The organism is Shewanella eurypsychrophilus (genome assembly GCF_007004545.3).
Taxonomy (GTDB): domain Bacteria; phylum Pseudomonadota; class Gammaproteobacteria; order Enterobacterales; family Shewanellaceae; genus Shewanella; species Shewanella eurypsychrophilus.
The window spans coordinates 2,523,767-2,550,454 of record NZ_CP045503.2 but is presented as its reverse complement, the minus strand read 5'-3'; the positions used below and the strand labels follow the sequence as shown (position 1 = coordinate 2,550,454).

18 protein-coding genes and 1 pseudogene are annotated in these 26,688 nt (G+C 45.3%); 11 read left to right on the top strand and 8 right to left on the bottom strand.

Annotation, left to right across the window (positions count from 1 at the left end):
* Nucleotides 1-122: 122 nt before the first annotated feature.
* The 4 genes from FM038_RS10755 to FM038_RS10740 all read left to right on the top strand — a co-directional run bounded on the left by FM038_RS10755 (nt 123) and on the right by FM038_RS10740 (nt 4,892).
* Nucleotides 123-890 carry an EAL domain-containing protein gene (locus FM038_RS10755; RefSeq protein ID WP_142870681.1) on the top strand — a complete coding sequence of 256 codons (768 nt, stop codon included), beginning with the start codon at nt 123-125 and terminating at the stop codon, nt 888-890.
* A gap of 82 nt (nt 891-972) precedes the next feature.
* Nucleotides 973-1,884: an AAA family ATPase gene (locus FM038_RS10750; RefSeq protein ID WP_142870682.1), complete on the top strand. Its 912-nt coding sequence runs from the start codon at nt 973-975 to the stop codon at nt 1,882-1,884.
* Nucleotides 1,885-1,893: 9 nt separating this feature from the next.
* Complete coding sequence (locus FM038_RS10745) at nt 1,894-2,880, top strand: DUF58 domain-containing protein (protein ID WP_185965670.1); 987 nt, start codon at nt 1,894-1,896, stop codon at nt 2,878-2,880.
* Between the two features lie 2 nt (nt 2,881-2,882).
* Entirely contained in the window at nt 2,883-4,892 is a 2,010-nt protein-coding gene (locus tag FM038_RS10740) for a transglutaminase TgpA family protein (protein ID WP_185965671.1), read from the top strand.
* A gap of 253 nt (nt 4,893-5,145) precedes the next feature.
* Here the strand turns inward: FM038_RS10740 and FM038_RS10735 are convergent, their stop codons facing one another.
* The 6 genes from FM038_RS10735 to FM038_RS10710 all read right to left on the bottom strand — a co-directional run bounded on the left by FM038_RS10735 (nt 5,146) and on the right by FM038_RS10710 (nt 10,226).
* The gene (locus FM038_RS10735; RefSeq protein ID WP_185965672.1) at nt 5,146-5,304 is read right to left on the bottom strand and encodes a hypothetical protein; all 159 of its coding nucleotides are present in this window, start codon (nt 5,302-5,304) and stop codon (nt 5,146-5,148) included.
* Nucleotides 5,305-5,351: 47 nt separating this feature from the next.
* A complete protein-coding gene (locus FM038_RS10730) occupies nt 5,352-6,350 on the bottom strand; it encodes a copper resistance D family protein (protein WP_195873250.1) in 999 nt (332 codons plus the stop codon).
* Nucleotides 6,322-6,720: a copper resistance CopC family protein gene (locus FM038_RS10725; RefSeq protein ID WP_142870685.1), complete on the bottom strand. Its 399-nt coding sequence runs from the start codon at nt 6,718-6,720 to the stop codon at nt 6,322-6,324. The genes FM038_RS10730 and FM038_RS10725 overlap by 29 nt, the downstream gene beginning before the upstream one ends.
* Before the next feature lie 126 nt (nt 6,721-6,846).
* Nucleotides 6,847-7,575, bottom strand: coding sequence for a copper resistance protein B (locus FM038_RS10720; RefSeq protein WP_223293050.1), 729 nt, complete (start codon nt 7,573-7,575; stop codon nt 6,847-6,849).
* Between the two features lie 62 nt (nt 7,576-7,637).
* Complete coding sequence (locus FM038_RS10715) at nt 7,638-9,551, bottom strand: copper resistance system multicopper oxidase (RefSeq protein WP_223293049.1); 1,914 nt, start codon at nt 9,549-9,551, stop codon at nt 7,638-7,640.
* Nucleotides 9,552-9,758: 207 nt separating this feature from the next.
* Nucleotides 9,759-10,226: a hypothetical protein gene (locus tag FM038_RS10710; protein WP_142870687.1), complete on the bottom strand. Its 468-nt coding sequence runs from the start codon at nt 10,224-10,226 to the stop codon at nt 9,759-9,761.
* A 351-nt stretch (nt 10,227-10,577) separates the two neighbouring features.
* On the opposite strand from FM038_RS10710, the gene FM038_RS10705 reads away from it, so the two are divergent.
* The 6 genes from FM038_RS10705 to FM038_RS10680 all read left to right on the top strand — a co-directional run bounded on the left by FM038_RS10705 (nt 10,578) and on the right by FM038_RS10680 (nt 22,222).
* Nucleotides 10,578-11,522: a M23 family metallopeptidase gene (locus FM038_RS10705; RefSeq protein ID WP_142870688.1), complete on the top strand. Its 945-nt coding sequence runs from the start codon at nt 10,578-10,580 to the stop codon at nt 11,520-11,522.
* On the top strand, nt 11,432-11,839 hold the full coding sequence (locus tag FM038_RS10700) for a bactofilin family protein (protein WP_077755565.1): 408 nt from the start codon (nt 11,432-11,434) through the stop codon (nt 11,837-11,839). The genes FM038_RS10705 and FM038_RS10700 overlap by 91 nt, the downstream gene beginning before the upstream one ends.
* Before the next feature lie 375 nt (nt 11,840-12,214).
* Nucleotides 12,215-15,787: an exodeoxyribonuclease V subunit gamma gene (gene recC / locus FM038_RS10695; RefSeq protein WP_142870689.1), complete on the top strand. Its 3,573-nt coding sequence runs from the start codon at nt 12,215-12,217 to the stop codon at nt 15,785-15,787.
* A 50-nt stretch (nt 15,788-15,837) separates the two neighbouring features.
* Nucleotides 15,838-19,545, top strand: coding sequence for an exodeoxyribonuclease V subunit beta (recB, locus tag FM038_RS10690; RefSeq protein WP_142870870.1), 3,708 nt, complete (start codon nt 15,838-15,840; stop codon nt 19,543-19,545).
* Nucleotides 19,542-21,581 carry an exodeoxyribonuclease V subunit alpha gene (gene recD, locus FM038_RS10685; protein WP_142870690.1) on the top strand — a complete coding sequence of 680 codons (2,040 nt, stop codon included), beginning with the start codon at nt 19,542-19,544 and terminating at the stop codon, nt 21,579-21,581. Before recB ends, recD begins: the two co-directional genes overlap by 4 nt.
* Nucleotides 21,572-22,222: a DsbA family protein gene (locus FM038_RS10680; RefSeq protein WP_142870691.1), complete on the top strand. Its 651-nt coding sequence runs from the start codon at nt 21,572-21,574 to the stop codon at nt 22,220-22,222. Before recD ends, FM038_RS10680 begins: the two co-directional genes overlap by 10 nt.
* Nucleotides 22,223-22,667: 445 nt before the next feature.
* Here the strand turns inward: FM038_RS10680 and FM038_RS10675 are convergent, their stop codons facing one another.
* Both FM038_RS10675 and FM038_RS10670 read right to left on the bottom strand, forming a co-directional pair.
* Nucleotides 22,668-24,344, bottom strand: a complete 1,677-nt coding sequence (locus FM038_RS10675) for an AMP-binding protein (RefSeq protein WP_142870692.1) — start codon at nt 24,342-24,344, stop codon at nt 22,668-22,670.
* Nucleotides 24,345-24,459: 115 nt separating this feature from the next.
* Nucleotides 24,460-24,590, bottom strand: a pseudogene (locus FM038_RS10670) (IS3 family transposase); the annotation flags it as partial.
* Nucleotides 24,591-24,744: 154 nt separating this feature from the next.
* Between FM038_RS10670 and FM038_RS25300 the strand changes: the two are divergent.
* Nucleotides 24,745-24,867 (top strand): hypothetical protein, encoded by a 123-nt coding sequence (locus FM038_RS25300; protein ID WP_272877525.1) that lies wholly within the window; start codon nt 24,745-24,747, stop codon nt 24,865-24,867.
* Nucleotides 24,868-26,688 lie beyond the last annotated feature (1,821 nt).

Below are 26,688 nucleotides of genomic sequence, written 5' to 3'. Positions count from 1 at the left end.
TTGTTAGCTTTCAATTAAATGATGAAAATTAAAACAATCAGCAAGAACCAAGTGTAAAGAGTTTAGACACTGCGCAGAAGATATGAATAATTATCATTAACTTATAATGGTGAATATATATTATGATCTCGTTGGATAAGCTCTATTTAGGTGCTGAATATCAACCTTTAATCTCAACCATAGACTCATCAATTTTCGGCTATGAGGCATTATCAAGGTTTTCAGATCGAAATGGAGATAATATTCCTCCCAATCTCGTCTTTGACCAACTTCATCATCAAGCCCCTTTGCTCGAACAAGTTGAAATACAAGCCAAACTATTTCAACTGTCCCATTCTATTTTACAGATGCCACTTTTTATTAATTTGGATCCACATGCGATTGGCCAACACAGTCAAAAAATGCTGTCATTACTATCACAACGACCACAGCTTCATGTAGAGATAATTGAAAACACCTGTATTAATGATGCAAAACTGTCAGAGATCTTAATTTCTCTCCTAAAATCTAAAGGAATAAAAGTCGCATTAGATGATATCGGCGCACCTCACTCAATGCTGTCGTTAGGCTTGTTAAGCCAAGTAGACACGCTAAAATTTGATATTGATTGGCTTAACCAAAGCAATAATGTTGAGCAGCAGCACTTGATGAAAGCGCTGATACAGTTCGCAAAAGATTGCAATAAACAGACTGTTTTGGAGGGTGTTGAAACCACACAGCAATTTGCTCTTGCACAAGAGTTAGGCATTGATTTGGTGCAAGGTTTCTTATTTAGTTCCCAGTTTATTAAAACACCTATTGTGGCCCCTCTTATCACTGAGATAAATCCATGTGTACGCCAGAGTAAACGTGATGATATTCCTTGCAACAAGCAAACTGAATTAGCCTAAGCTTATAAACAGAATGTAACCGACTGGATCGTGATTCCATTTTGTCGCATAGTAGGAACATCTTGGTCGTAAAGGGATTTTTATGTCAAAGCAAACTATTTCTAAGGTCATAACCCAACTTGAGCGAATTCTCTTAGGTAAGCCTCATCAAATCAAACTTGCTCTCACCTGTATTTTGGCAAAAGGACACCTACTTATTGAAGATCTGCCTGGAATGGGTAAGACCAGCTTATCCCATGGCATAGCGCAGAGCCTAGGTCTATCCTATCAGCGAGTTCAGTTCACCAGTGATATGCTTCCTGCAGATATTCTAGGGGTCTCTATATTCGATAAGGAACAGGCACAATTCATATTCCATCCAGGTCCTATTTTTAAACAAATGGTGTTAGCCGATGAAATTAACCGAGCAAGTCCTAAGACACAAAGTGCTTTACTCGAAGCTATGGCAGAAAACCAAATAACGGTTGACGGGATCACCCACCCATTACCTAGTCCTTTCTTTGTTATCGCGACCCAAAACCCAAGCGAACAATCAGGCACATTTCCACTGCCAGAATCCCAACTGGATAGGTTTATGATGCGACTGTCTATTGGTTACCCAAGTGCAGACGCTGAGCTTGCTATGTTAAAAAACCATGACAAATCATCTCAAATAATCGTGCTCCCTCAATGTATTACCCAACTTGAACTGGTGCAATTACAGCAGGAGGTTGAGAAAGTCACAGCTTCAGATGCACTACTTAATTATCTTTTAGCACTCATTGAAGCTTCTAGAACACAAAAAGAAGGATTCGGTCTTTCACCAAGAGCCAGCAAGTCTCTACTACAAGCATCTAAGTCTTGGGCATTTATCAGTGGCCGTAACTATTTAGTCCCAGAAGATGTACAAGCTGTTTTCTCTGCTGTCGCCGAGCATAGAATACGCAGCAGCAGCCAGCAGCAGGGAATTGCCCTATCGCAAAAGATCCTTAGTAATGTTAATCCAATTTTATAGTGTACTAAGATGAGCAGGCCTTCTCACTCGACTAAAAATAAGATCACTCTATGGTGGAGTCGTTGGTTAGCACGCAGACTCCCGCCTTCTCAAACGGTGACCTTGGCACATAAGAGTATTTTTATCCTTCCAACCGGCTTCGGCTTATTATGGATTGGGCTGTGTTTGTTATTGTTTTTATTGGGAACCAACTACCAAAACAATCTGGTTATTGGCCTCTCTTTTCTGCTAATAAGTTTATTTAATACCTGCATCATCTACAGCTATAAGAATTTAGCAGGCTTAACCATGAGCTCAATCCCTCCCCCGCAGGCCTATGCTGGAGAAACCTTAGTTTTCCCAATTGCATTATCTTCAAGGCATGTACAATATGAAGTCTTGCTCTCATATCCAAATAATCAGACCAATGTTATCAATACCATTGAAAAAGAGCCTAAAACCTCATTGGTTTCTTATAAAAACCAGCATAGGGGTCGAATATCTCCAGCAAGAATAAAGGTTGAGTCACGCTATCCGTTAGGCTTGTGTCGAACATGGTCACATATTGATTTAGATAACCAGATGATCGTCTTTGCACATCCCATTGAATCTCATTCTGAATTATCTTCACTTGAATCGGACGATATCACTAATCCATCTGATAGAGGTTCTCATGTACCAGGCGTAGATGAATTTAAAGGATTAAGGCAGCACATCTTTGGTGAGTCATTGAGACAAGTCGCCTGGAAGCAACTCGCCCAAGGCAGAGGCATGTTAAGTAAGGAATTTCAGCAACCTCAAGGCCAACCTATATGGCTCACTCTCGATAACTTAACGGCTAAGGATATTGAGGAGAGAATAAGTAAGTTAACCTGGTCGGTCGATAGGCTCAGTGAGCGTGGGCAAATATTTGGGTTAGCGATTGGGCAACATAAAATCACACCTTCTCAGGGGGAGCAACATAGGGTGCATTGCTTGCAAACTCTGGCATTAATTCCCAGTAGGAGAACAGATTAATAATGACGACTCCTAATCAGCAAGAGATAATCTCTCGTCACAGCTTAATGTGGCTGCTCATCATTAATATTTCTGTACTCTTGCCCCTTTATGACAAATTTACCCCCTGGACCATGGCGATATGCGCGATCTGTTTAGTGTGGCGTTATGGCATTTTTATAGGAAAGGTAGCTAAACCACCAAGACTGCTTGTCACCATTTTGGCTTTAGCTTCGGCCTTAACATTAGCCTTAGTCACTTCGCAAATTGGTCTACTTAACGGCCTGATGAACTTATTGATTTTAGGCTACGCACTCAAATATATAGAGATGAAAGACAGACGCGATGTAAGAATCGTTGTATTAGTCGGTTACTTTCTTATTGCGATGACGCTTATCGGTCAACAGTCTATCTATTACTCGCTATTACTCACCATCATAGTAGCCATTAACACCTGTGTATTGGTCAGTTTGTATCGAGAAGATGTCAAGATCAACGAAACCGCCAAGATTGGATTTTTACTGATCTTGCAAAGCTTGCCCTTGGCTCTTTTACTTTTCTTAGTGTTCCCTAGACTGCCACCACTCTGGTTGATGCCACAACTTAAAACGGACCAAACAGGGATCTCTGACGAAGTCAGCTTTGGTGAAATACAAAGACTAACCCGGTCAGCGGCATTGGCCTTTCGTGTCAATTTTGAAGGAGCGCCACCAGCAAATAACAAACTCTATTGGCGTGCATTAGTATTAGAAGACTATGACGGCAACAAATGGACTCAAAATGACAGCATAAAGTTACTTGAACTAAAAAAACAATCTGTATCTCAAGCCTCGAGTAAGGGATTGTCAGTAAATTACACTGTGATTGCAGAGAAAAGTTACCAAAATTGGTTATTTGGTTTAGATGTGGCAACCAGTGATACAGAAAATATTATGCAGCTACCAGACTATCGGCTGTATTCATCTAAAATTCTCACCCAAAAGTTTCAATACAAGGTCAAATCGTACCCAAGTACACTAATGGATATTGAGTTAGATCATGATATTAAAAAGATTAATCTTGAGTTACCACAAAATAAAAATCCACAAACCTTGGCACTGGCTAAAAGCTATCTAAGACAATTTCCGAAGCCCGAGGACAGACTCAGTGCCATCATGAGTTCATTCTCACAGCAGGCCTACTTTTACACCTTAACCCCGCCTTCGGTCGGCCCCAATCAAATCGATGACTTTCTATTGGAAAACAAAGCCGGTTTTTGTGTTCACTATGCCAGCGCTCTAGTCTTTATGGCACGAGCCACTGGGATACCCGCGAGAATGGTTACGGGTTATCAGGGCGGAGAGTGGAATAAGAACGCGAACTACTTGAGCATTTATCAATATATGGCCCATGCTTGGACTGAAGTCTGGTTAGAGGGCAAAGGTTGGGTGCGCTTAGATCCTACCGCAATGATCGCACCAGAACGTGTCATCGAAGGTTTCGATGCCTACTTTCAAGGGCAAGATAGTTACCTGCTAGACAGCCCATTCAGCGCCTTAAGACTCAAGGATTACCCGCTATTAAATGAACTCAGACTCTCATTAGCAAGCATCGACTACTATTGGAGTGTTTGGGTGCTAGGGTTCGACTCTAACAAGCAAGAACAAGTATTACAGAAGTTAATGGGTAAGATCACCAGAGAAAAACTCGCTGTTTTTATGCTCTCAAGCCTGGCCTGTATCATATTATTGATTGCATACAGTGCTGGATTGCTGCATTTCAGCAGAAATAAAGACAAAATATCATCGGCTTATTTGAGAGTCTGTAAGTTATTAGATAGAAAAGGTGTCTCAAGGAGTCTAGATCAAGGGCCTGTAGATTTTTGCCATACAGTGGAAAGCCAACTACCTTCGATTGCTAAAGAGTTTTCTCAATTAACTCAGTATTACATCGCCCTCAAATACCGAACATTAACACCTAACGGCAGAAAAAGTACCACTAAGCTGTTTATACGATTATCCCGACAGATAAAGCTGAAGTTAATCAAGCTATGACAAAAACTGTAAATTATAGATGAGAAAAAATATTCATTGAATCTGATAGTGCGAAAATTCAGGCGTTAATCTGCTGGAAAAGCGGGGCGTCCAGCCCCGCAGATTAAATGAGTAGATCAAAACGAGTAGAGTTAAACAAAAGTTGAGCCTAAGAGATTAGTTCGACCTATGGATGTGAACGATTTGCCACTCTCCACCAATTTCCTTATTCAGTACTAAGGTTTCCATCCCCTGACTATCTATGGATTTCCCCTTATACAGATCTGAAGATTTCGTCACCGACATTGAGATTGCCGTATTGCACTTCTACTTTGAACAAGGGACCTGTACCTGCTGCTCGAGTATGATGACAGTTAAGCCCTTGAGATAAGTCATATCCGCTCGCTATGAAATTCCCCACTACCTTAGCCACAGGTACTCCCTATCAATAAAAAGCCCAGCTTTAATCAATTTTCATGTTTACGCTAAGTTTTGTGGTCCCAACACACTGGACAGCACAGCTGTCGTGGTTAAAATCAATGCCGCGATGAGGATCTCAACCCCAATCGAACGCTTCAATATGCCTGCGGAGTTCGCCTCATCTCCTGTCACCGCTAATGAGCCTGACTCCTGCGCTTTACCATCAAGCTTAGGCACCAAATGAAACTTGTGCAGTGCGGCTATCGCCAAAATCATCGAAATGATGAAGAGCTTAGTCAAAATGGCTCTGCCATAACCCGTATCGATAAACTCGCTAGGGCTGTTAAACAACAGGCTTAGCAATATCAGTCCCGTAATAACCACCACAGCGACGATAAATATGGCCTGCTTGCCAAACAAGTCCATGCCCCCCTTGAGTGATTGCGCTTCTAAGCGACCACACATGATCCACAGGGGGATCAGTGAGCCAATCCAGGCACCAATAGCGACTACATGAATAGCCACCAGACACTTACCTAAGTCATCCATATCGGCACTGTGACCTATCAAGGTGAATGAATATGCCAAACACAGCGTAGCCATCAGGAGCAGACCCAATGCACTCTTTTTAACGAATCCCGTTCTTTTAACCGGCATTAATGTGGCAAGTAAAACCAGCACAAAACCAGCAATACGCCATGATATGGATCCCCCAACAGAACTCTGCCATAAGATTTCGGTCATCAGAGGATCCCACATTCCAGCAAGACCGGTCTCGGCAAACGAACCAACCTGAATGAAGAAGTTCATGACAACGGCCAAGATGCCGATCATGGCCCCCTTCCTCATGTAGCCGGATAAGTCATCAACAGCAGATCTTGTGCTTGTGTCTATTTGCCGTTTCCTAGTTATCGACCTGGCATTCATTAACGTCATCAAGAAGCCGCCTAGACTCGTCGTCACACCAATATAGATGAGCCATTTCGTCATGATGCCTAGTATATCAAACAGGCTTAGCCCATAAAATACATCAGTCATGAGAATGGCTGGCATGATCATGCTCAGTCGCCTTGGCCATCGCTTTATGGACCATGAAATTAAATTGTCCTTTCATCTTATGGGCATCTTCTCCCATTATCATCCAGCTAACCGAGTAACTTGAGGGGGTCAATTGAGGCAAATCCAGAGAGAATTGATTTGAGCTTTGCATCTTAGGCTTGAAACCAAATTTGATGTCATTACCCCCACCATCTTTCAGGGTCAATTTAACCAGGCGCACCGGACTGCTGAAGGTCAACGCCAGCACTTGGGGAGAGCCTTGCAGCATCTCATTCTTCGCTGGACTCGATTTAACTAGCCCAGAATGGGCAAACGCGGCAAAGCTAAATATCATGGTGGCTGAGATAACAATTGTCTTAATAAATTTCATTTTGTCCCCTTCAATTTCTGTTAAAAACTATGATTGCTTTTTATTTAAAGCGTTTGTTCATGCACAAGTTCGTAACACTTTGATTATTAACTATTTTATTTCTTTACCATTCGGTAAAAGCTCGTCTTAAAACCAAGCTCTGAAACCGACAACGAATTGAGTCTCGCTATCTTCCTCTCCCTCCTCCCTCGCATAATCCGCCGTGTTACCAAACTTCTTACTCCAGTTAACCCCGATATAAGGCGCAAACTCCCTGACTATTTCATAGCGTAATCTCAACCCTGCGCCAAAATCCGACAAACCGGATCCAATACCGACATCGGGATCATTTTGTCCGTAGAAGTTCATCTCAATCTCAGGGGTTAAGATGAGCTGTTGGGTGATCAAGAGTTCATACTCAGTACTTAAACTCACCGCCGTTCTCCCCTCCTTTCCCACATAAAGCGCCGCATCTATTTCAAAGAAATAGGGTGCGAGCCCCTGAATTCCCAGCACAGCCCAATCACGGGAAGGAGACGGTTTCAAGTCCCGTCTCAGCCCCATCTGCAGATCCCAATAGGGGGCGATAGCTCGGCTATACAGGGCCTGAACTTGGGCGTCGATAACATCTCCACCCGAGTATTCCCCCTCAGTTTTAATCCAAAGTTTATTCAGGTCATAGCCAAGCCAGGCCTGTGCTCCCCAGCTGGTGGTACTGTTACTACTGAGATCGTTCTCAAATTCATCGATCATCACCTTGGTCAACAAGGGGTCGTCGGTTTCTGCGCCATAGGCCATGTCGACACTGGCCAAACTTACCAGTGTGACCAGAGCGATGGCGATAAAGGGATAGCGATTTATCGGATTAGTATTCATTTGCGACTCCATATTTATTCCCTTCTTTGATCTATTACTTAAGCTTTTACTTGAGCTTATAGTTATGCGTTCTTAACTTGGACTTTTCTGAACATGCCAGGCATATGGAATAGCAAATGACAATGGTAAGCCCAGCCACCTAACGCATCCGCCGTCACCAGATAACTGATGCTCGAGCCCGGTTGCACTATCACTGTGTGTTTGCGGGGAATAAAATCTGGATCGCCCGTTTCCAATTCACTCCACATTCCGTGTAAATGCATGGGATGGGTCATCATGGTGTCGTTGACTAAGGTGATACGTACTCGCTCACCAAATTCAAGTTCAAGTGGAGCAGCATCGGCAAACTTGATGCCGTTTACCGACCACATATAACGGCTCATGTTGCCGGTGAGATGCAGCTGGATCTCCCGGCTAGGCTGCCTTTTATCCAGTGTTGGAGTGAGCCCCTTGATATCTGCATAGGTGAGTACTTTTCGCTGGTACAAGCTTTGATGGTCCCTGAGTCCTATTCCTGGATCGGTCAAGCCACTGCGGGGGCTCGCCGCCCGCATATCGACCTGAGGACCAAATTCACTGGAAATATGCTTAATTTCATTGTTACTGCCATATCCGGCTAACCCCAGCCCCGTCGAACTAACCTTATTCATGTCCATCTGCATAGCACTATGATCCATACCCTTCATGTCCATGGTTTTATCACCGTTTCCGGCCATATCCATCTGCATGGCACTATGATCCATGTCGTTCATGTTCATGGTTTTGTCACCATTCCCAGCTATATCCATCGAGCCATGATCCATGCCTTCCATATTCATGCCCATGTCTCTGTGTGCTAACACGGCGACGGGATCCATGGGTGGAATAAGGGGCTTAAGAGCCTGATCTGAAGTCAAACTGCCATAGGTGAAACCGGTGCGGTCTATGCTTTGAGCGAAGATACAATAAGCATTGTCAACTTCGGGCTCGACAATCACATCGTAAGTTTCGGCGACCCCGATACGGAACTCATCGACGCTGACAGGCTGAACATTCTGACCATCACTGGCCACCACAGTCATCTTCAGACCCGGGATGCGTACATCGAAAATGGTCATAGCCGCGCTGTTAATGAATCTAAGCCTCACTCTTTCACCCTTGCGAAACAGCCCCTGCCAGCCCTTCTCCGGAGTATTGCCATTCATCAAATAGGTATAGGTATACCCGGTCACATCCGAAATATCCCTGTCACTCATTCGCCCTTTATTCCACATAGAACGCGCATTCCAGGTGTTAACTAAACCATTAGCTGAGATGTCATCGAAGAGATCGACTAAGGTACGCTCACGAAAGTTATAATAATCGGATTGTTTCTTGAGCTTGGCATAGATGGACTCAGGCTCTTCGTCTGACCAATCCGACAGCATCACCACGTATTCCCGATCGTATGCCACGGGATCGGCATCCTTAGGATCAATAACGATAGCGCCGTACATGCCAGTTTGTTCCTGAAAGCCTGAATGACTGTGGTACCAATACGTTCCGCTCTGACCCAGAGTGAAGTTATATTCGAATGTGTCTCCGGGCTCTATGCCCTCAAAACTGATCCCGGGAACACCATCCATACTTGCCGGTAGGATAATGCCGTGCCAATGAATAGAACTGGATATATCCAGGTTATTTTTGACCCTTAGGGTTACCGTTTCACCCTCTTTCCAACGAAGCAGAGGCCCGGGAATACTTTGATTTATAACAGTGGCGCGAACATCTGTGCCAGTAAAATTAACCGTCTGATAATCGATACTGAGATCGAACATTCTTCCACTGAGTGTCGTTAAGCCTTTACGCAGTGACGCGGCTAACACGCTCTGAGTGAAAGGTAGGCTAGCCAGCATCATGGCACTCGCCGCGCCCATGACAAACCGGCGACGAGAGAGACTTGATTGAGGCTTATATACTAATTTTTGAATATTTGAATGTACGCTTTTTGAAGCCATAGGGCCTCCGAATATACGCAGCCTGAAAAATAACTAAGTAGATTGATTCCCCGAAAGACTAAAAGTTAATCTAAGGGTTCAATCAGATTTCAGGCTTATAACTGAGTTAACGTCGGACGGTTCTGAGATTCTTGTTAGAATTCACCATATGACGTAATTAACAGCAAAAGGATTAAGACCGTGAATTTTAAACGGATCTATGCCTTATCAGGCGAATATTGGAGGACGGTAAAGCGAAGAAGGAAATGGATTTAGCGTCGACACGGTAAACACACTCATTTTAAGTAAAGGATGTGTTGTCGTATCAAAAACAGGCAGAGCCATGGTTAAAGCCACTGAAGAACAAGAGCCCATAGCACAATTACACACGCTCTTACAGCAGTCTTGATGCTCATGACCATCACTTATCATAGTCTGGGATAAGCTTGACTGAGCCGAGTTATTATCTGCCACCGAGTCCAGGCTCATCACCCTAGTTTTACTCGATGTAGAGGTCAAGATAACCTCTTCAGACATATTGCTATGAGACATCTGACTCTGAAGCATAGTATTTTGAATAGTAGTACTTTGAGGCATGCCCATGGACATTGAATATGGCATGATCACAGACGCGTATGCCTGACCGACAAATGTCAGTAGCATCAACATCAAGATGATCCCTTTACCTCTATTCAAAATAACCTCAAATGAAAACGATTAACATTTTTAGCATAACCTAGGGCGTGTCATTTTTAAACCCTATTTTAAATGATGCCAGTATTGACTATGCTCGATATGCATATTTTTAGTCTGATATTTTCATCAACTTTTCGATCTATTTCCAGGTGAGATGTATTTAAATTCAAGTGTAAACACAGCGACTCCCTCAGGTTTGTCTACAAGTCAATCAGTCCACTTACCACAGGAGTAACACTTGTTAATCAACTGAATTTCAGTGAAATAATCACATTAACGCGATATAATTGTCGTTTTTTAAGAATATATTGCTGACCTCTGGGCAGCCAACGCTTTATTGAAGAATCACAATTGAAAAATCTAGTTACAGTTTCGTTCTCAACAATTAATGGCTCAAGACATTTCAGGCTAGATAAACGATCCCAGATAGGGATACGTTGGGCTTTCTTATGCTTTATTTTCGTCAGTATATTTATCCTGATGTCCTTGGTTTACCTGTCTGAAACCGCTATTGATGCCAAGACTAAACAAGCCTCTTTGCAAATTCAATCTCTAGAGTTATCAGAGGATCTGGATGTTTTGATGAAGTTGAAAGGGCAACTAAAGCAAGAGTTGACGATGCGAGAATCTCATCTGCTACAAGTCTCTAATCGGCTCGGCGATCTGGAACAAATGTTAGGTGTCACAATAAAAGATGAGCCCGGATTACAGAGTCGGCTAGATACTGCCGCTATTACATCAGCAGTGAGGATAACGTTACTGCAAGAATTACCCAATGGCACCCCGGTTAAAAATGCCAGGATCTCTTCTAACTTTGGCACGCGTACTCACCCAATTACCGGTAAGAAGCGCAGTCACAATGGAATTGATTATGCGGTTAATATCGGAACGCCGGTCTACGCGACCGCAGATGGTGTTGTAGAAGTGGTACGTCCGAGTAATACTGGATCGGGCAACTTCCTTCGTTTACAACACTCATTTGGGATAAGCAGCTCTTATTCACACTTACAAAAATTTAATGTCGCAGCGGGTGCCTTTATTAAAAAAGGTGATTTAATTGCGTATTCAGGAAATACCGGCATGTCTTCCGGGCCACATTTACACTATGAAGTGCGCTTTGTTGGACGGCCAAAAAACCCAAGAAACTTTGTTGAATGGGATCTGGAAAACTTTGATTCTCTCTTTGAAAAACAAAAAGGTATACGATGGGATTACTTGGTAAAAACAGTCGAGCAACGGGTGAGCTCACAACTACAACTGTCATCGCAAAAGGTTGCCATATTGCCGGCGAGCTGAGATTATCCGGCCATATTCAAATTGACGGATTTATCGAAGGAAAAATGAATACGCAGCAAACCATCATAGTCAGTAATGAAGGTAGAGTGAAAGGCGAGCTATGGGCAGACAAGCTCATTGTCAGTGGTCTAGTGGAAGGCAATTGCTATGCTGACACCATACAAATTTTGGCTAATGGTAAAATCAACGGAAAGATTTACAGTGATAACTTGAGTATAGAGCTTGGGGGATGTTTCCTTGGAGAAACCCAATTAAGTATTACAGATCGGGTTATTGAGCATGACGAAACAAATATCGAAACCTTAAAAACCGCTTAACATCTCGCCATTTCACTGGAAAGTAACAGTAAACATAGACAAAATGTTGGCCATTTCCTTAACTTATTATGGGTAATACCTATAGGTGAAATGGCTAACTCTGCCAGCTTTAAACAGAGATCCTTGTAAACCACATCAAACACTGTTTCAACTCTTCCCCACTTTCAACAGTAACCTCACAGTTATACCGCTTGATACTAATGAAAAAGCATCAATCAGCCGTTTTAATCATGGCTTTCATTGGACATCTAAATTCAATAACATAAAATGGTTTCACCTATTTGAATCCGCTTCATTGCTGCTGATTTCTAGAGCTATATAAACTCTAGTCTTCTATTTTATATAGCTTATTCAAACTCTTCTTTAGGAATTTTCATGCTCTATCTTGTTCAGTCTAATCGAATGGAAGCACTCTCGGCGCAACTAGCCGAAGAGTTACAAAACCCCATTGTCGGCATGCCAGTATTAATGCCTGAGCATGTGCTAGTTCAAAGCCCAGGAATGTCTACCTGGCTTAGACTGGAAGTTGCCAAGAAGAACAAGATAGCCGCGGCGTTGGAGTTTCCCCTGCCTTCGAGCTTCATCTGGCAACTCTGCCACATATTATTGCCCGACGTGCCTAAGGAAAATGCCTTCACGAAACCTGCCATGACTTGGAAATTGATGGAGCTGCTGCCAGGTCTATTGGCGATTCAAGAGTTCGCCCCACTAAATAACTACCTTACCTCAGGGCAAGACCAGCCAGAACAAGACAATCCACTGAAACTGTTTCAGCTATGCGGCCAGATAGCCGATATCTTCGATCAATACCTAGTGTACCGTCCGGATTGGATTGCAGCCTGGGAGGCCAATGAACCCACACTCCCGCCAAAGGGTGATAAATTATCCCAGGCTCAGGCCTGGCAGCCGATATTATGGCGGGCCCTGATTAAGTTTAATAACCAAGATCTTGGCAAGAGCCAATACCACAGGGCAAACCTGCATCAATCCTTGTTCGATGCCCTAGACAACCCCGACACCTCACTCGAAGGGCTGCCAAGACGTTTATTCGTGTTCGGAATATCTTCCATGGCGCCGCAAACATTGGATGTACTCTATCACCTGGCCAAACGCATCGATGTGATCATGCTGAACTTGAGTCCCTGTCAGCATTACTGGGGCGATATTGTCGATCCGCGGCTGCGTGCCCGCATGGCGCTGGAATATGCCGATAAACAAAAACTTGAGCAAGACTGGGAAGATAAACTCGAGGTGGGTAATCCCTTGCTGGCCAATAATGGCAAGATGGGCCGCGAGCTACTGGATCTGATCCTCGAGCTTCCTGAAGAACACGCCAACTTTAACTTCGAGTGTTACCAAGACCCAGGTGTCGATAATCTACTGAGCGGCATTCAACATGACATTCTCGAACTCAGTACCCGAGATAGAAGCTTAGGCCCCGATGCCTCCTTGTATCTGACGCTCGATGGACGGCGCATTCTGGCTAAAACCGACGACTCCTTAACCCTTCGCAGCTGCCACAGCCCGCTACGGGAAATAGAGACCTTGCATGATCATCTGCTCGACATGCTCTCCCGAGCACCTGATGATCCCGATGAGCCATTGCTTGCCAGAGATATCGTTATCATGTTGCCCGATGTCGCGGCTTATGCCCCCTATATTGACGCCGTTTTTTCGGCGAAACATGGCGCGCATTTTATCCCTTACGCCATTGCAGATAGAGGTGCGGCCCAGGAATCACCGCTGATCAACAGTTTTTTACATATTTTGTCCATCAACCAGAGCCGCTTTGGTTTAACCGACATCTTAGGCATTTTAGAAGTTCCGGCCGTGCTCAGGCGTTTCGACTTAGATGACGAGGCACTGACCTTAATTCGTCACTGGCTCGAGCAAGCCGGAGTGCGTTGGGGGCGTGATGAAACCAGCCGTGCCGCTCAGTCTCTGCCGGCATTCGATAAAAACTCTTGGGCTTTTGGCATCAAGCGTCTCATCTTGGGCTACGCCTTCAGTGATGATGCCCCACTCTACCAAGACACCTTATTGGTAAAGGGGATCGAGGGCCAATCTGCCCAGGCCCTGGGGAAGTTACTCAACTTTATTGAGACCTTAGATGACTATCAAGAGATACTCGGACAAACCTGCTCAATAGAAGATCGCATGGGGCAACTCGCCCAGCTTGTTGATGATTTTTATGAGGTCGATGATGAGGAGTTACCTCAATTACAAGCCATACGCGAAGCGATAAACAAATTAAAAACTGAGCTCATCGAAGCCGGACAGGTGACGCCGCTCAATACCCAAGTGCTGCAGAATTGGTTTAATAGCACCTTGAGTGAATCCCGCGTCGGCCAAAGATACTTGGCCGGTAGCGTCAATTTCTGCACCCTGATGCCCATGCGTTCCATTCCTTTTAAAGTGGTGTGTCTGGTCGGCATGAATGATGGCGTCTACCCTAGAGTTCAGCACCCGGTAGGCTTCGACCTTGTGGCTCAGTTTGGACCACGAAAAGGCGATCGCTCCCGCCGCCTGGATGACAGATACCTGTTTCTCGAGGCGATTCTCTCGGCCAGAGAGCAGCTCTACATCAGTTATATCGGCCACAGCGAACGAGACAATTCTGAACGCATTCCCTCTATGCTAGTGTCTGAGTTAGTCGAATACTGTCAGCTCTGTTATCTGCCAGAAGGCTTTGGGCCAGATTCGCTCAATCAAGGATCTGCTGATGAACCAGATATCCCCGCCATTGAGAAGGCCATCCACCAGCAATTGTTGACCGAGCAACCCCTGCAACCTTTCGATGAGCGTCTCTATCTCAGCCAAGCGCGAGAAGACACTGCAGATCATCGACTAAAGCAGAGTTACTCGGCGCAGTGGTGTCCAAGTCAAACGGAAGATGATGGGGTTAAGCAGGCAAAGCGCTTTATCGATGCCGGGCTCAAGATAACCCAAGCCATAGATGTCAGTCAGCTAACCGATGTCTTAGATGATAATGAGCTTGAAGTCTCGGCCCTTATCCGTTTCTTCAGAAACCCGGCACAGTACTTCTTCAATCGAACCCTCAAGGTCGATTTAAGCCTGAATATTCAGGCCGACGATAACGATGAGCCATTTAGCCTCAATCCTCTTGAGCGCTACAAGCTTCAGGCAAGTTTACTGGACAACGCCATATCTCAGAAACTAGAGGCCCCGGATGAGGTGCTACTGCAGCGATTAAAGGCCAGCGGCGAGTTGCCGCTTCAGCCCTTCGATGATCTCTTGCTCAATCAATATCTACATGACATTCAGCCTTTAATTGGCCGCGCCGTCTATCTTCAGGGGGATAACCAGCGCTCCATGGATATAGCACTTAACTTCACCCAAGCCGATGGCTTAAGTGAGCCGATGAACTTAGTCGGACGCATCGATGATCTCTGTGCAAAAGGTCTGGTGAACTATCGGCCTGGCACCGCCAATGGACGAGACCTTATCCGCCTCTACATCAGACATCTGTGTATTTGCGCCATGGGCTCAAATAAGGCGACTAACAAGCTGCCACACATTAGCTACCTGTTAGACATCGGTCATTTCCATGCTTTTCATCCCGTGGCACATGAGCAAGCTAAGGCTCAACTTAGCCTGTGGTTAGCTTACTTCCAGTCGGGACAGGTTCACCCCTTGATGTTTATGCCGAGAACCGCACTCGCCTATGTTGAAGCCGAAGGCGATCATCAAGACAAATTACTCGAAGCTCAGAGTCAGTGGCTCGATGAGCAGAGTCAGTTAGGTGAAGCCATGGAGCCTCACTATCAACGCTTGTTTAGTTTCCCTGATGATTTTACAGAAGAAGAATTCGGACACATTGCCATGACGCTACTTAGTCCCATGCTTAGCCTATATCACAAAGATAAACTTGGTGAGCTAGCCAGCTTTGTCGAAGGCGGGATCAACTCAAGCCAAGGAGAGAAGTAATGCCATCAACGCCTTCAACAAGCAGTCCGACTATCCCAGCTGTCACGACGATGAAAAATAAACAGTCTCAGCCCTTAGATACCCTCACCTTACCTTTCGGGGGCAGTCGCCTTATCGAAGCCAGTGCGGGCACAGGCAAAACCTACACCATAGCCGGCCTGTATGTGCGCCTATTGCTCGGTCACGGCATCGACAAACCCCTCACGTGTCAGCAGATATTGGTCGTGACCTTCACCAATGCGGCCACCGGCGAGCTCAGGGATCGTATTCGCAACAAGATCCAACTGGCTTACCGCCACTTTGTTGGCATAGATACCGGTGATGAACTGCTCGCGTCTCTGCACAGCGCCACGCCAGAGTCGATGCGACCCTTGGCCCTTAAACGTCTGGACTTGGCACTTAAGTCTCTGGATGAAGCCTCCATTTTTACTATTCATGGATTTTGTCAGCGAATATTGGCCGACATGGCTTTTGAGTCATCTCTGCTGTTCGAATCAGAATTTACGCTAGATGACAGCGAGTTTCTGCACCATGCAGTGCGCGATTTTTGGCGTGAACACTGTTATCCACTGCCTGAGTGCCTTGCAGAGATCATTCAGAAAAAGTTTACCGATCCCGACGCCCTGTCTAAACAACTTAGACCTCTTCTTGGTGCCAGTCAGGCCAATGCTCATCCACAGCCCGAAGACTTTACCAAGCTCCAGGGCACGCTCACACAGAGCATGAGCCGACTCAAGATCATCTGGCCCAGAGAACGTGAAGCTATAGAAACCTTACTGCATTCGCTGCCCCTCAATGGCGTACGTTTCGGTAAGAAGCCTGATGCTTACCCCAAATTGGCCATCATGCTCGATGCCATGGACAACTGGTGTAAGTTCAGTACCAGCCTGCCACCGTTGAAGGTGATGGAGAGTCTTTCCCTGAGCGGGCTAAAACTCAATAAAGGCGGCGAAGTCCCGACCCCGGAACAAGCCCCAGTTCTGGATCATATCGAGCGCCTGTGTTTACTCATCAAAGATTTCATTCCAAGCTTCCTCTATTGTGCCAGAGCCGGCATATCGAAACGTTTTTCATTGCAAAAGTCTGAGCGTAATTTGATGACACCGGACGATCTCTTGCTCACTCTGGAACACGCCCTGCGGCCGGACACTGGTGATATTACTGAGAACAGCAATAGCTTGGCTAACCTGATAGCCAAGCGTTTTCCCGTGGCCCTCATCGATGAGTTTCAAGATACCGATCCCCTGCAGTTCGCTATCTTTAACCGGATCTATCAACAAGAATGGACCTCAACGGCAGACTATAGTTTCGAGAATAACACCGATAATAGTGCTGATAATAACCAGAGTAAGCCAACATCCAAAGGGGTGAGTCTCTTGATGATTGGCGATCCCAAACAGGCCATTTATGCCTTCAGGGGCGCCGATATTCACACCTATATTCAGGCCCGAGAGCAAACCGAGCAGCACTATAGCTTAGGCACCAACTACCGCTCTAGCCGCAACATGGTCTTGTCGGTCAACGCCCTGTTTGAGAATCGAGACGATCCTTTTATCAATGAGGCGATTGTGTTCGAGTCGGTGCAGCCGTCCCCCTTCTCCGATAAGAAAATATTCGTCGAACAAAATAGAGACGCTTCGGCGCTGAAGATAAAGCTGCTGAGCGAAGACCCGGATAAGGGACTCAACAAAGCCAGCGCCAGAAAGCGTTTAGCCGAAGACGCCGCCGCCGAAATAACAAGGTTGCTGACGGAATCTCAACAGGGTCAATGCTGCATCAGTGGTAAGGCGCTCAAAGCCCAAGATATCGCCGTGCTGGTGCGTGATAGAAACGAAGCAGGGGTAATACGTGAATCATTATCTCAGCGCCAAATTGGCTCGGTATTCTTAAGCCGCGACAGCGTATTTAATACCTTAGAAGCCCGGGAATTGGCTTTGGTGTTACACGCCTTAGCCACGCCTAAAGATGAGCGAGCATTGCGCTCTGCCCTAACCACCTCTTTACTGGGTTATAACGCCGTAGCAATTCATGGATTCAACCAAGATGAAATGATTAGGCAAGACTTGCTGGAGCAATTTGATAATCTGCATCAACATTGGTTGAGGCGCGGGATCATGCCCGCCCTGCTCAGTCTGGCCAATGAGACTCTGCTTATCGAGCGCCTACTCCAAGGCGAAGATGGCGAGCGACGTCTGACCGATTTCAGGCACTTAGCCGAACTGTTACAACAAAAGGCTACTGAGCTGGACGGTATTAGCGCCCTGGTTAACTGGTACGAGCAAGCCCTTATCGCCAACAATGGCAACGAAGAGGCACAGCTCAGGCTCGCGAGTGAACAGAACCTAGTGCAAATCGTCACCATACATAAGAGTAAGGGACTCGAGTATCCCGTCTGCTTTATTCCCTTTGTCAGTCTGGCCCGGGATAATCGCCGTAAGCCAGCCCCCATGCTTTACCATGATAACAATCGGCTTATATGGGACATTGAGCAAACAGATGAAGGCTGGGAGCGTCATAAACGGGAAAACTTAGCCGAAGATCTGCGCTTGTTATATGTCGCCATCACGCGGCCTGTTTATCAATGCTATCTCTATATCGCCAACCATAGCCGGTTCACCAAAAAAGCCGGGATCACCAGTCAACTCCACGAGACCGGCATTGGCTACCTGCTGGGAATAGAAGATAAAGCCTGTGATTTTTCTCGCATTCAAACCCAGGCCCAAGCGTTAATCTGTGATGCCATCAGTGTCAGTGAAGTTGAACCTGATGTCTCGACGCAATCCTTGATCAGAGTCACAGATAAAAAGCTTACCTTAGCCCCCAGAAAACTTAAACGTAAACGTTATACTCCATGGCGAGTGGGCAGTTACTCGGGGTTAGTCAAAGACTTGCCCCATGAGCGTGTTGCCCCCGGCGCCGATGATGAAAGTTTCCCCGAGCTTGAGATAATCCAGGATGAAGTCGACTCGACTCCTTCTCGATTTACCTTCGAGCGTGGTGCCAATGCCGGTAGCTTTATGCACCTAGTGCTTGAGCTGATTGATTTCACCTTGGCCGAGGCTGAATTGCCAGTACAGCTGCCCGTCGCCATGGAGAAATATGGCATCGATGAGTCTTGGTTTAGCATGCTCAATACTTGGTATCTGGATATTCTCGACGCGCCCCTGACTCAAGATGGCTCACTGACACTCGCTCAGCTGACCCCGAGTCAAAAGTTGGTGGAGATGGAGTTTTATCTGCCCATTGATCAGCTTAAGGCGGATGAGCTCAATGAACTGCTCGAAGGTTATGGTTACAGCGCCGGACTCAATTTTGAATCCCTCAAGGGGATGCTTAAAGGCTTTATCGATCTGACCTTCGAGCATAAAGGACAATTTTTTATCGCCGATTACAAATCGAACCATCTGGGTGATGAGTTTTCTCATTATGGTATTGACGCTATGGCAGGCGCCATTCGTAGCCACAGATACGACTTGCAGTACATCATCTATACCTTAGCCCTGCACAGATACTTAAATTTGAGAATGACCCACTACGATTATGACCAGCACATTGGTGGCAGTTATTACCTCTTCCTGCGTGGCATGTCGGTGGATTCACCACTGTCAGGGATCTTCTATGATAAGCCGCCTAAAGCGCTTATTCAGGCCCTAGACGCACTATTTGACAGTAAACAAACACCACCTGTGGATGATATGGCGCACAAAAAAGCGCTACAGGCGGCAATAGATAATGATCAGATGGGGCTTAAGTTATGATCCAGTCAAAGCAATCCATAAAAGCCCTGCTTAAATCATGGGAAATCGAGCGACTCATCACCCCATTGGATCGTCATTTTGCACTCGAGCTCGCTGAGTTTCATCGACAACAGCTTGACCAGCACAACGAGTCTCACAATGAGTTGTTTCTACTCATATGTGCCCTGCTCAGTCATCAGCTTTCCCAGCAGCACACCTGTTTGCCCATAGAGCAAATCTCGCTGGATAACCCCATGAATGAGCAGACTGCCCAGTGTAAAATCACCTGCAGTCACGCCGAACTTATGGCCTTATTGAGTCAGTTCAGTGCGATTGGGGTACCTCAAGATAGTGTTCCTCAAGATAGCCTGCAGGAGAGTAGCTCGACGCCTCTGGTATTAGATCAAGGCTCTCTCTATCTGCAGCGCTATTATCAATTTGAGACTCAGGTAGCAGACAAACTTAGATACCTTGCCCAAGATGAGGTCCAAGGGCTACCCACTGCGACGCAGGAGACCTTGAACATACTGTTTCCCCACAATCCCCCAAAAAATGCGGCCACAGAGTCCCCTTTTCCTAAGCATGAGAGTGTGTATGATTGGCAGAAGATAGCCACGGCCACCGCCTTCACCAAACGCCTGGCAGTAATAACCGGCGGGCCAGGCACGGGAAAAACCACCACAGTCACCAAACTCCTGTTTCTAATGACCCAAGAAGCCGACTTGACCATCAAGCTGGTCGCCCCAACGGGTAAGGCAGCCGCCAGACTCAGTGAATCAATCAAGGCCTCTAAGGTGCGATTAAAATCTGAACTGGCCCCCTTCGCCGACAAAATCGATATCAATAGCTTAAGCCGGGTTCCCGAGGAAGCATCGACCCTGCACAGGTTACTTGGCGTGATCCCTAACTCACCTCAATTTCGCCACCACAAGGATAATCCTCTCAGGTTGGATCTGTTAGTCGTCGATGAAGCCTCCATGGTCGACCTGCCCATGATGCACAAGTTACTGTCGGCCTTACCTAGCCATGCCAGGCTCATCTTGCTGGGCGATCAGGATCAGCTGGCCTCAGTCGAAGCTGGCGCCGTACTCGCCGATATCTGCGCCGGGCTCAAGGCAGACAAGAGCCAATCGGAAAAATGGCAGATGTGTTACTCGGCTCCCTATGCCAAACGTTTATCTCAGCTAACAGGTCATGATTTAAGTGGCTTTATCAGCGCATCCCCAGGCATAGGTGACAGTTTATGCATGTTGATGCACAGCCATAGATTTAAGGGCGACGCGGGGATCGGCCAGTTAGCAAGTGCCGTCAATAATTCAGATAAGTCACGCATCATGCAGGTGTGGCAATCAGGCTACGATGAGCTGTATTGGATTGAACATCAGAAAACAAGCACAGGAAATGCCGGACTCGAACAGTTACTGACTCAGTCAGTGAGTCACTACAGGGCGTATCTGGAAATGGCTAAAGATCCGCAAAGTGATCCTCTGGATATCATAGAGTGTTACAACGAGTTCCGTATATTGTGCGCCATGCGCGCGGGCGAATACGGCGTCGATGGCATCAATCAGGGAGTCAAAGACGCCTTGAAACAGGCCAAGTTAATCTCGCCTGAACACGAGTTCTACCCGGGACGCCCCGTCATCATACAGAGCAATGATTATAACTTAGGCCTGTTTAACGGTGATATCGGCCTCATCTTACCCGATAGCGCCCACCAGCAAGCAACCCACACAGCCCCCCGCTTGATGGCTCACTTTATCCAGGCCGATGGCAGTATCTTGAAGGTACTCCCCGCACGCCTGCCGAGCCACGATACCTGTTTCGCCATGACAGTACATAAGAGTCAAGGCAGTGAGTTTAGCAAGGTCGCCATGGTGCTCCCCCTCTGGCCCAGCCAGGCGCAGAAACAGCTACTCACCAAGGAGCTGGTGTATACGGCCATCACCCGAGCCAAGCATCACTTTACCTGTTTGGGGAGTCAAACCGTCTTCGAGCAGGCCAGCCTGCAGGCAACCAAGCGCTCATCTGGACTGGCGAGGCGACTATGGCTGTAGACAATATGCAAATGAACAATAGCCGCAAACCAACACTCTATTACGTCTACGATCCTATGTGCAGTTGGTGCTGGGGCTATGCCCCAACCTGGAATAAGCTCAGGGCAGCGCTAAGAGAATCAGGAATAAGCGTCGAATATCGTCTCGGTGGTCTGGCTCCTGATTCAGATCTGCCTATGCCAGATGAGATGAAAGCCTTTCTCGAGCAGACCTGGCATAAGATAGCGGTTGAGCTTGGTACCGAGTTTAATTTCGACTTTTGGCGCCAGTGCCAGCCTAGGCGCTCGACCTATCCGGCGTGCCGCGCCGCCTTGATCGCACGGGAGCAAGGTCTAGAACAAGCCATGCTTGATGGCATTCAGCAGGCCTACTACCTGAAAGCCATGAACCCATCTGATCTCACCACCCTAATATCAATTGCCGCATCCATAAACTTAGACATAGACCCCAAAGAGTTTGCCCTGCAACTGAGTAGCGAGGCGATAAACCATGACTTGATGACAGAAATCCACCAGGTTCGGGCACTGCCCATTCAAGGCTTTCCCTCCTTGGTGTTGGAACACAATGGCAGCCTTAGCCCGATACCACTTGATTATCTGGATTATCAAACCAGCTATCGACACTTAATAAACATCAGATAATAAAGATGTGCCAGTCCTATTTTTTTGTGCTTGTCGGATAACAAGTTACTTAAATATTCTTTGAGTAGGGTTCATTTGGCTGGTTTGATACTTGGTTAGTTTACTGAGTACCAAAGCTTCATTGGTGTTTATTGCCTGCAGCAGGCTAATGTGCAGATACCTCTGTGAGCCGCCGCAAGTACAATCCCTGTAGTCTCTGCGATGACATCCATGTCATCGAAGCTCTCAGCTGCATCTACACCTGATTATTCATCTCTACGATTGGGGTTTACTGTTAGTAACTCACTTTTGGACAAAAACGTTTTAGATCATTGAGTCGAATAAGCCTGACATTGATTAGAAAAAGTATCTTAGTTTATCTAACCCCCCTAATTCGCTCTTACCCCTTTATCTCCTTTATCTATGCCAAATATGTTGGTTATCCTTAAGACGTCAGCAATAGCTCCTATGAATCTCGCAATTCTCGACGTAAGATCTTCCCAACATTTGATTTTGGCAATTCATCTCTAAATTCGATTATCCTTGGGTTTTTATAACCGGTAAGATATTTTCTACAATGTTTTTTTATCTCATCAACCGTCACATTACCTTTGCGTACAATAAATAATTTAACTTTTTCTCCTGTGGCGTCATCAGGAATGCCAATGGCCGCAGCTTCAAGGATGTGAGGGTGAAGTGTTGCAACTTCTTCAATTTCAGTTGGAAAAACATTAAATCCCGAAACTAGAATCATATCTTTTTTACGGTCTTCAATATAAAAAATCCCATCGTCATCCATTCTTCCTATATCGCCAGAGCTTAACCAACCTCCTGCATGCATTACAGTATTGGTTTCGGCTTCTTGTTGCCAATAGCCTTTCATCACTTGGGGCCCTCTAATTTGAATTTCACCAATTTGGTTGGGACCTAAAGGTTCATTTTTATCATTAACGATACGGAGTTCAGTGCTGGGTAAAGGAACACCAATTGAAGAAATAAATGATTGTTGTTGATGAGTACCTGCAGCGACCACTGGGGAACATTCAGTTAAGCCATAACCTTCAATGACAGGCATTCCAGTGAGCTCTAGCCAACGATCAGCAATATGTTTCTGCGTCGGCATTCCACCTGCAATAGTAAAACGAGCGTGACTAAAATCTAATTCTTGAAAACCAGCATGATTGTTTAGACCATTAAAAAGTGTATTTAAACCAAAAACCATTGTGAATGGATATTTACTTAAATCTGCTACGAAACCATCTATATCTCTTGGATTGGTAATGAGTAAATTCGTTGCACCGAGAAAGAGCATAAACATCATACTCACTGAGTTGGCAAAAATATGATAAAGCGGAAGTGGGGTTACTGCATATTCCTTATCATATAAGGTTCTTGGGCTAAAATGAGCATGAACCTGTAGAACGTTAGAAATAATATTACTATGAGTAAGCATTGCCCCTTTCGCAGGACCCGTCGTTCCACCTGTATATTGGAGGTATGCTAAATCATCTACTGTTATTTGGGGATCAATAAAGGGAAGTTTCTTGCCTTCGGTTAACGCTCTACGCAATGAAATAGCGTCGGTAATATGATATTTAGGCACTATTTTTTTGACATGTTTGATAAGAAAGTTAACCAATGTACGCTTATGAATAGCTAACTCATCGCCTATTTTGGTTAAAATAACATGCTTAATGTTAGTCTCATGCAGTATTTGCTGAAGGTTATTACCAAAATTTGTTACGGCAACAATAGCACTGGACCCAGAGTCTCGTAATTGATGTTTTAACTCTCGAGGGGTATAAAGTGGATTAACATTTACAATAATGAGCCCTGCTTTTAATGCACCTAGAATAGTTATGGGATATTGCAATAAATTAGGCATCATCAAGGCGATTCGTTCGCCTTTTTTCATTTTTAGTTCAGATTGTAGATAAGCAGCAAAAGCGTTACTTTTATTTTCGAGATCTTGGTAGGATAAGCTATGTCCCATATTAATATATGCTGCTTTTTTAGCATGTGCACTAAAAGACTCTTTAAACAAATCATTGATATTGTTATACATACTTGAATCTATTCTTGTGGGCACATCCTCAGGATATTGTTTTAACCACGGTTTATCATTTGTCATTATAGCCATCATTAATGTTGTTGTTTAAACATCACTATTGTAAATTAATTTACCTAATTAGTATAAAAACAATAGACTGAATTCAATGAATTAACTACTGTTCTAGGGGGTTAGCAGTAGCTAATCTCTCGGAGTGTGACTCGTCCCTGCTTTTATCGCTTCTCCGCTTCACTCTATCTTTCTTCAACAATGAAAAAAGCATTCAACTACTGCATTATCATGACAGTTTCTACTGTGGCACATGCTTGCTTCAGGGTTTGTTGCTAAAGAAAGCTTCGGCAGCATGGACGCTGCCGCAGAGACTACATGGCCATTTTTGTTCCATACAAAAATTGGCATTCCCTCCTTGACCTACAGGGATGTAGGGAATGCCATAATGATACCGGGAGTATCATTGGCCCTTGGAGGTCAGATGTACTCTTATAAAATCAGAGTGCACAATCTCGCCGGACAGGCGATAGATAACCATGGAGGAACGAGCTTCAAACACACTCCTCAATATCAACTCAGCCAAAAGCTAAACCAGAAAATGTAATCAGCCTTCATTCGAAGAATCATCAAAGGGGGCTGGATTCCCGCCCACAAGCATTGCGGGAATGACGAGTATTAAGTTGCGGGAAAGATGAGTATAAAGTTGCTGGGAAGATGAGTATTGAATTGCCGGAATAACGAAAAGTAACGACCAAAAACATGTATTAAGCTTTCATTCCAGGCTAGCAAACTTTGACCATTTCTGATTTAGCGACTCAACCAACAAAATCAAAATCGAAGAGATAGATAATCAAGTGTAGATATGGCTGCGTGCGAGCTTCCAGATCAGTGATTATTTGGCAGAGCTTCCATGGATAGACTTGCTGCGACTCGCAGAACCTTCTCAAAATAAAGACTGCACAATCCTCGCCAACAGGCGTAAGGTTACAATGAAGGAACGAACTTCAAACGACTACTCAAAAATAAAGCTGCCAATAACCAGTCTTCATTCGAAGGCTAGCAGACTTTGGCGCATAAACGTGTCTGTGTCAGCCTGTTTAAGGTCAGAATGTTATTGGCCTTAATGATCGTATTGGCGCATTTGCATGTTGAACGCGGCGGCAAATCAACAAAAAATTTAGCCAACCATTATTAATCAATTATTTAATGAGGGTGGCACTATTATTTTGGAGCTAGGTGGTACTTGCACTAGAACCGTTTACGAGTTGAAACAATAGATATAGACCCGCTATTATCGACATCGTCGCTATGAAGGGTCCTAGAAACAACCAGCAAGCAATATATATTGATATGCCTAGTACACCTTTTTGCTCGGCAACAGAATAAAGACCAAGAGCTCCAAAGATTAACGCGCCGAAGCCTAAAAATCCTGCAGCGATAGTAATAATTATTAGTAATATATCATTCATATCACAGAGCGTATCGCGTTAGGTGAGACGCGGCAATGTTAACTTGTTCTTCCATCACAGTTAGTGCCTAGAGGTAGAGGTATAGCTATATAACGAATCTGGCCATCTGATTAAAGGTGGTATTACCTTTTTAAGGGGAGGTGAAAATAGCTTTACCTCAAGAGATATCAATTTATAACTCACTTTGGGACATAAGTGAGTTACGGAACACTAGCCATAACCACAATCGAAGAGAGAAATAACCGAGTGTAGGTGCGACTGCGGAGTTCGGCTTCAGGGCCGTTCTATGACATCCATGTCTCCACGGCATTTGTGAATCCATTCACATCAGTGAAGCCGCAGAGCGTATAGGGATAACTCTTATGAAATCAATAGTCAGCGCGCCGCAGAAGTAGCTGCACATTCCTCGCCGGACAGGCGTTTGGTTACATTGAAGGTACGACCTTCAATCACAAATCCCAATACGAATTAAGCCAAGTGAATCGAACAAAAAATGTAATCAGTCTTCATTCGAAGAATCACCAAAGAGCTAGATTCCCGCCCACAAGCATTGCGGGAATGACGAGTATTAAGTTGTGGGAAAGATGAGTATAAAGTTGCGGGAAAGATGAGTATTGAATTGCCGGAATGACGAAAAGTAACGACCAAAAACATGTATTAAGCTTTCATTCCAAGGCTAGCAAACTTTGGCCATTTCTGATCTAGCGACTCAACCAACAAAATCAAAATCGAAGAGACAGATAATCAAGTGTAGATACGGCTGCGAGCTTCGATGACATGGAAGTCATCGCAGAGCCCACAGGGATGTGCTTGCGGCGACTCGCAGAAGTGTCTACATAGCCCTCCGCTGGGAAGCGTTAGGTTGACATGAAAGTACGACTTTCAAACACACTCCTCAATACCAACTCAGCCAAAAGCTAAACCAGAAAATGTAATCAGCCTTCATTCGAAGAATC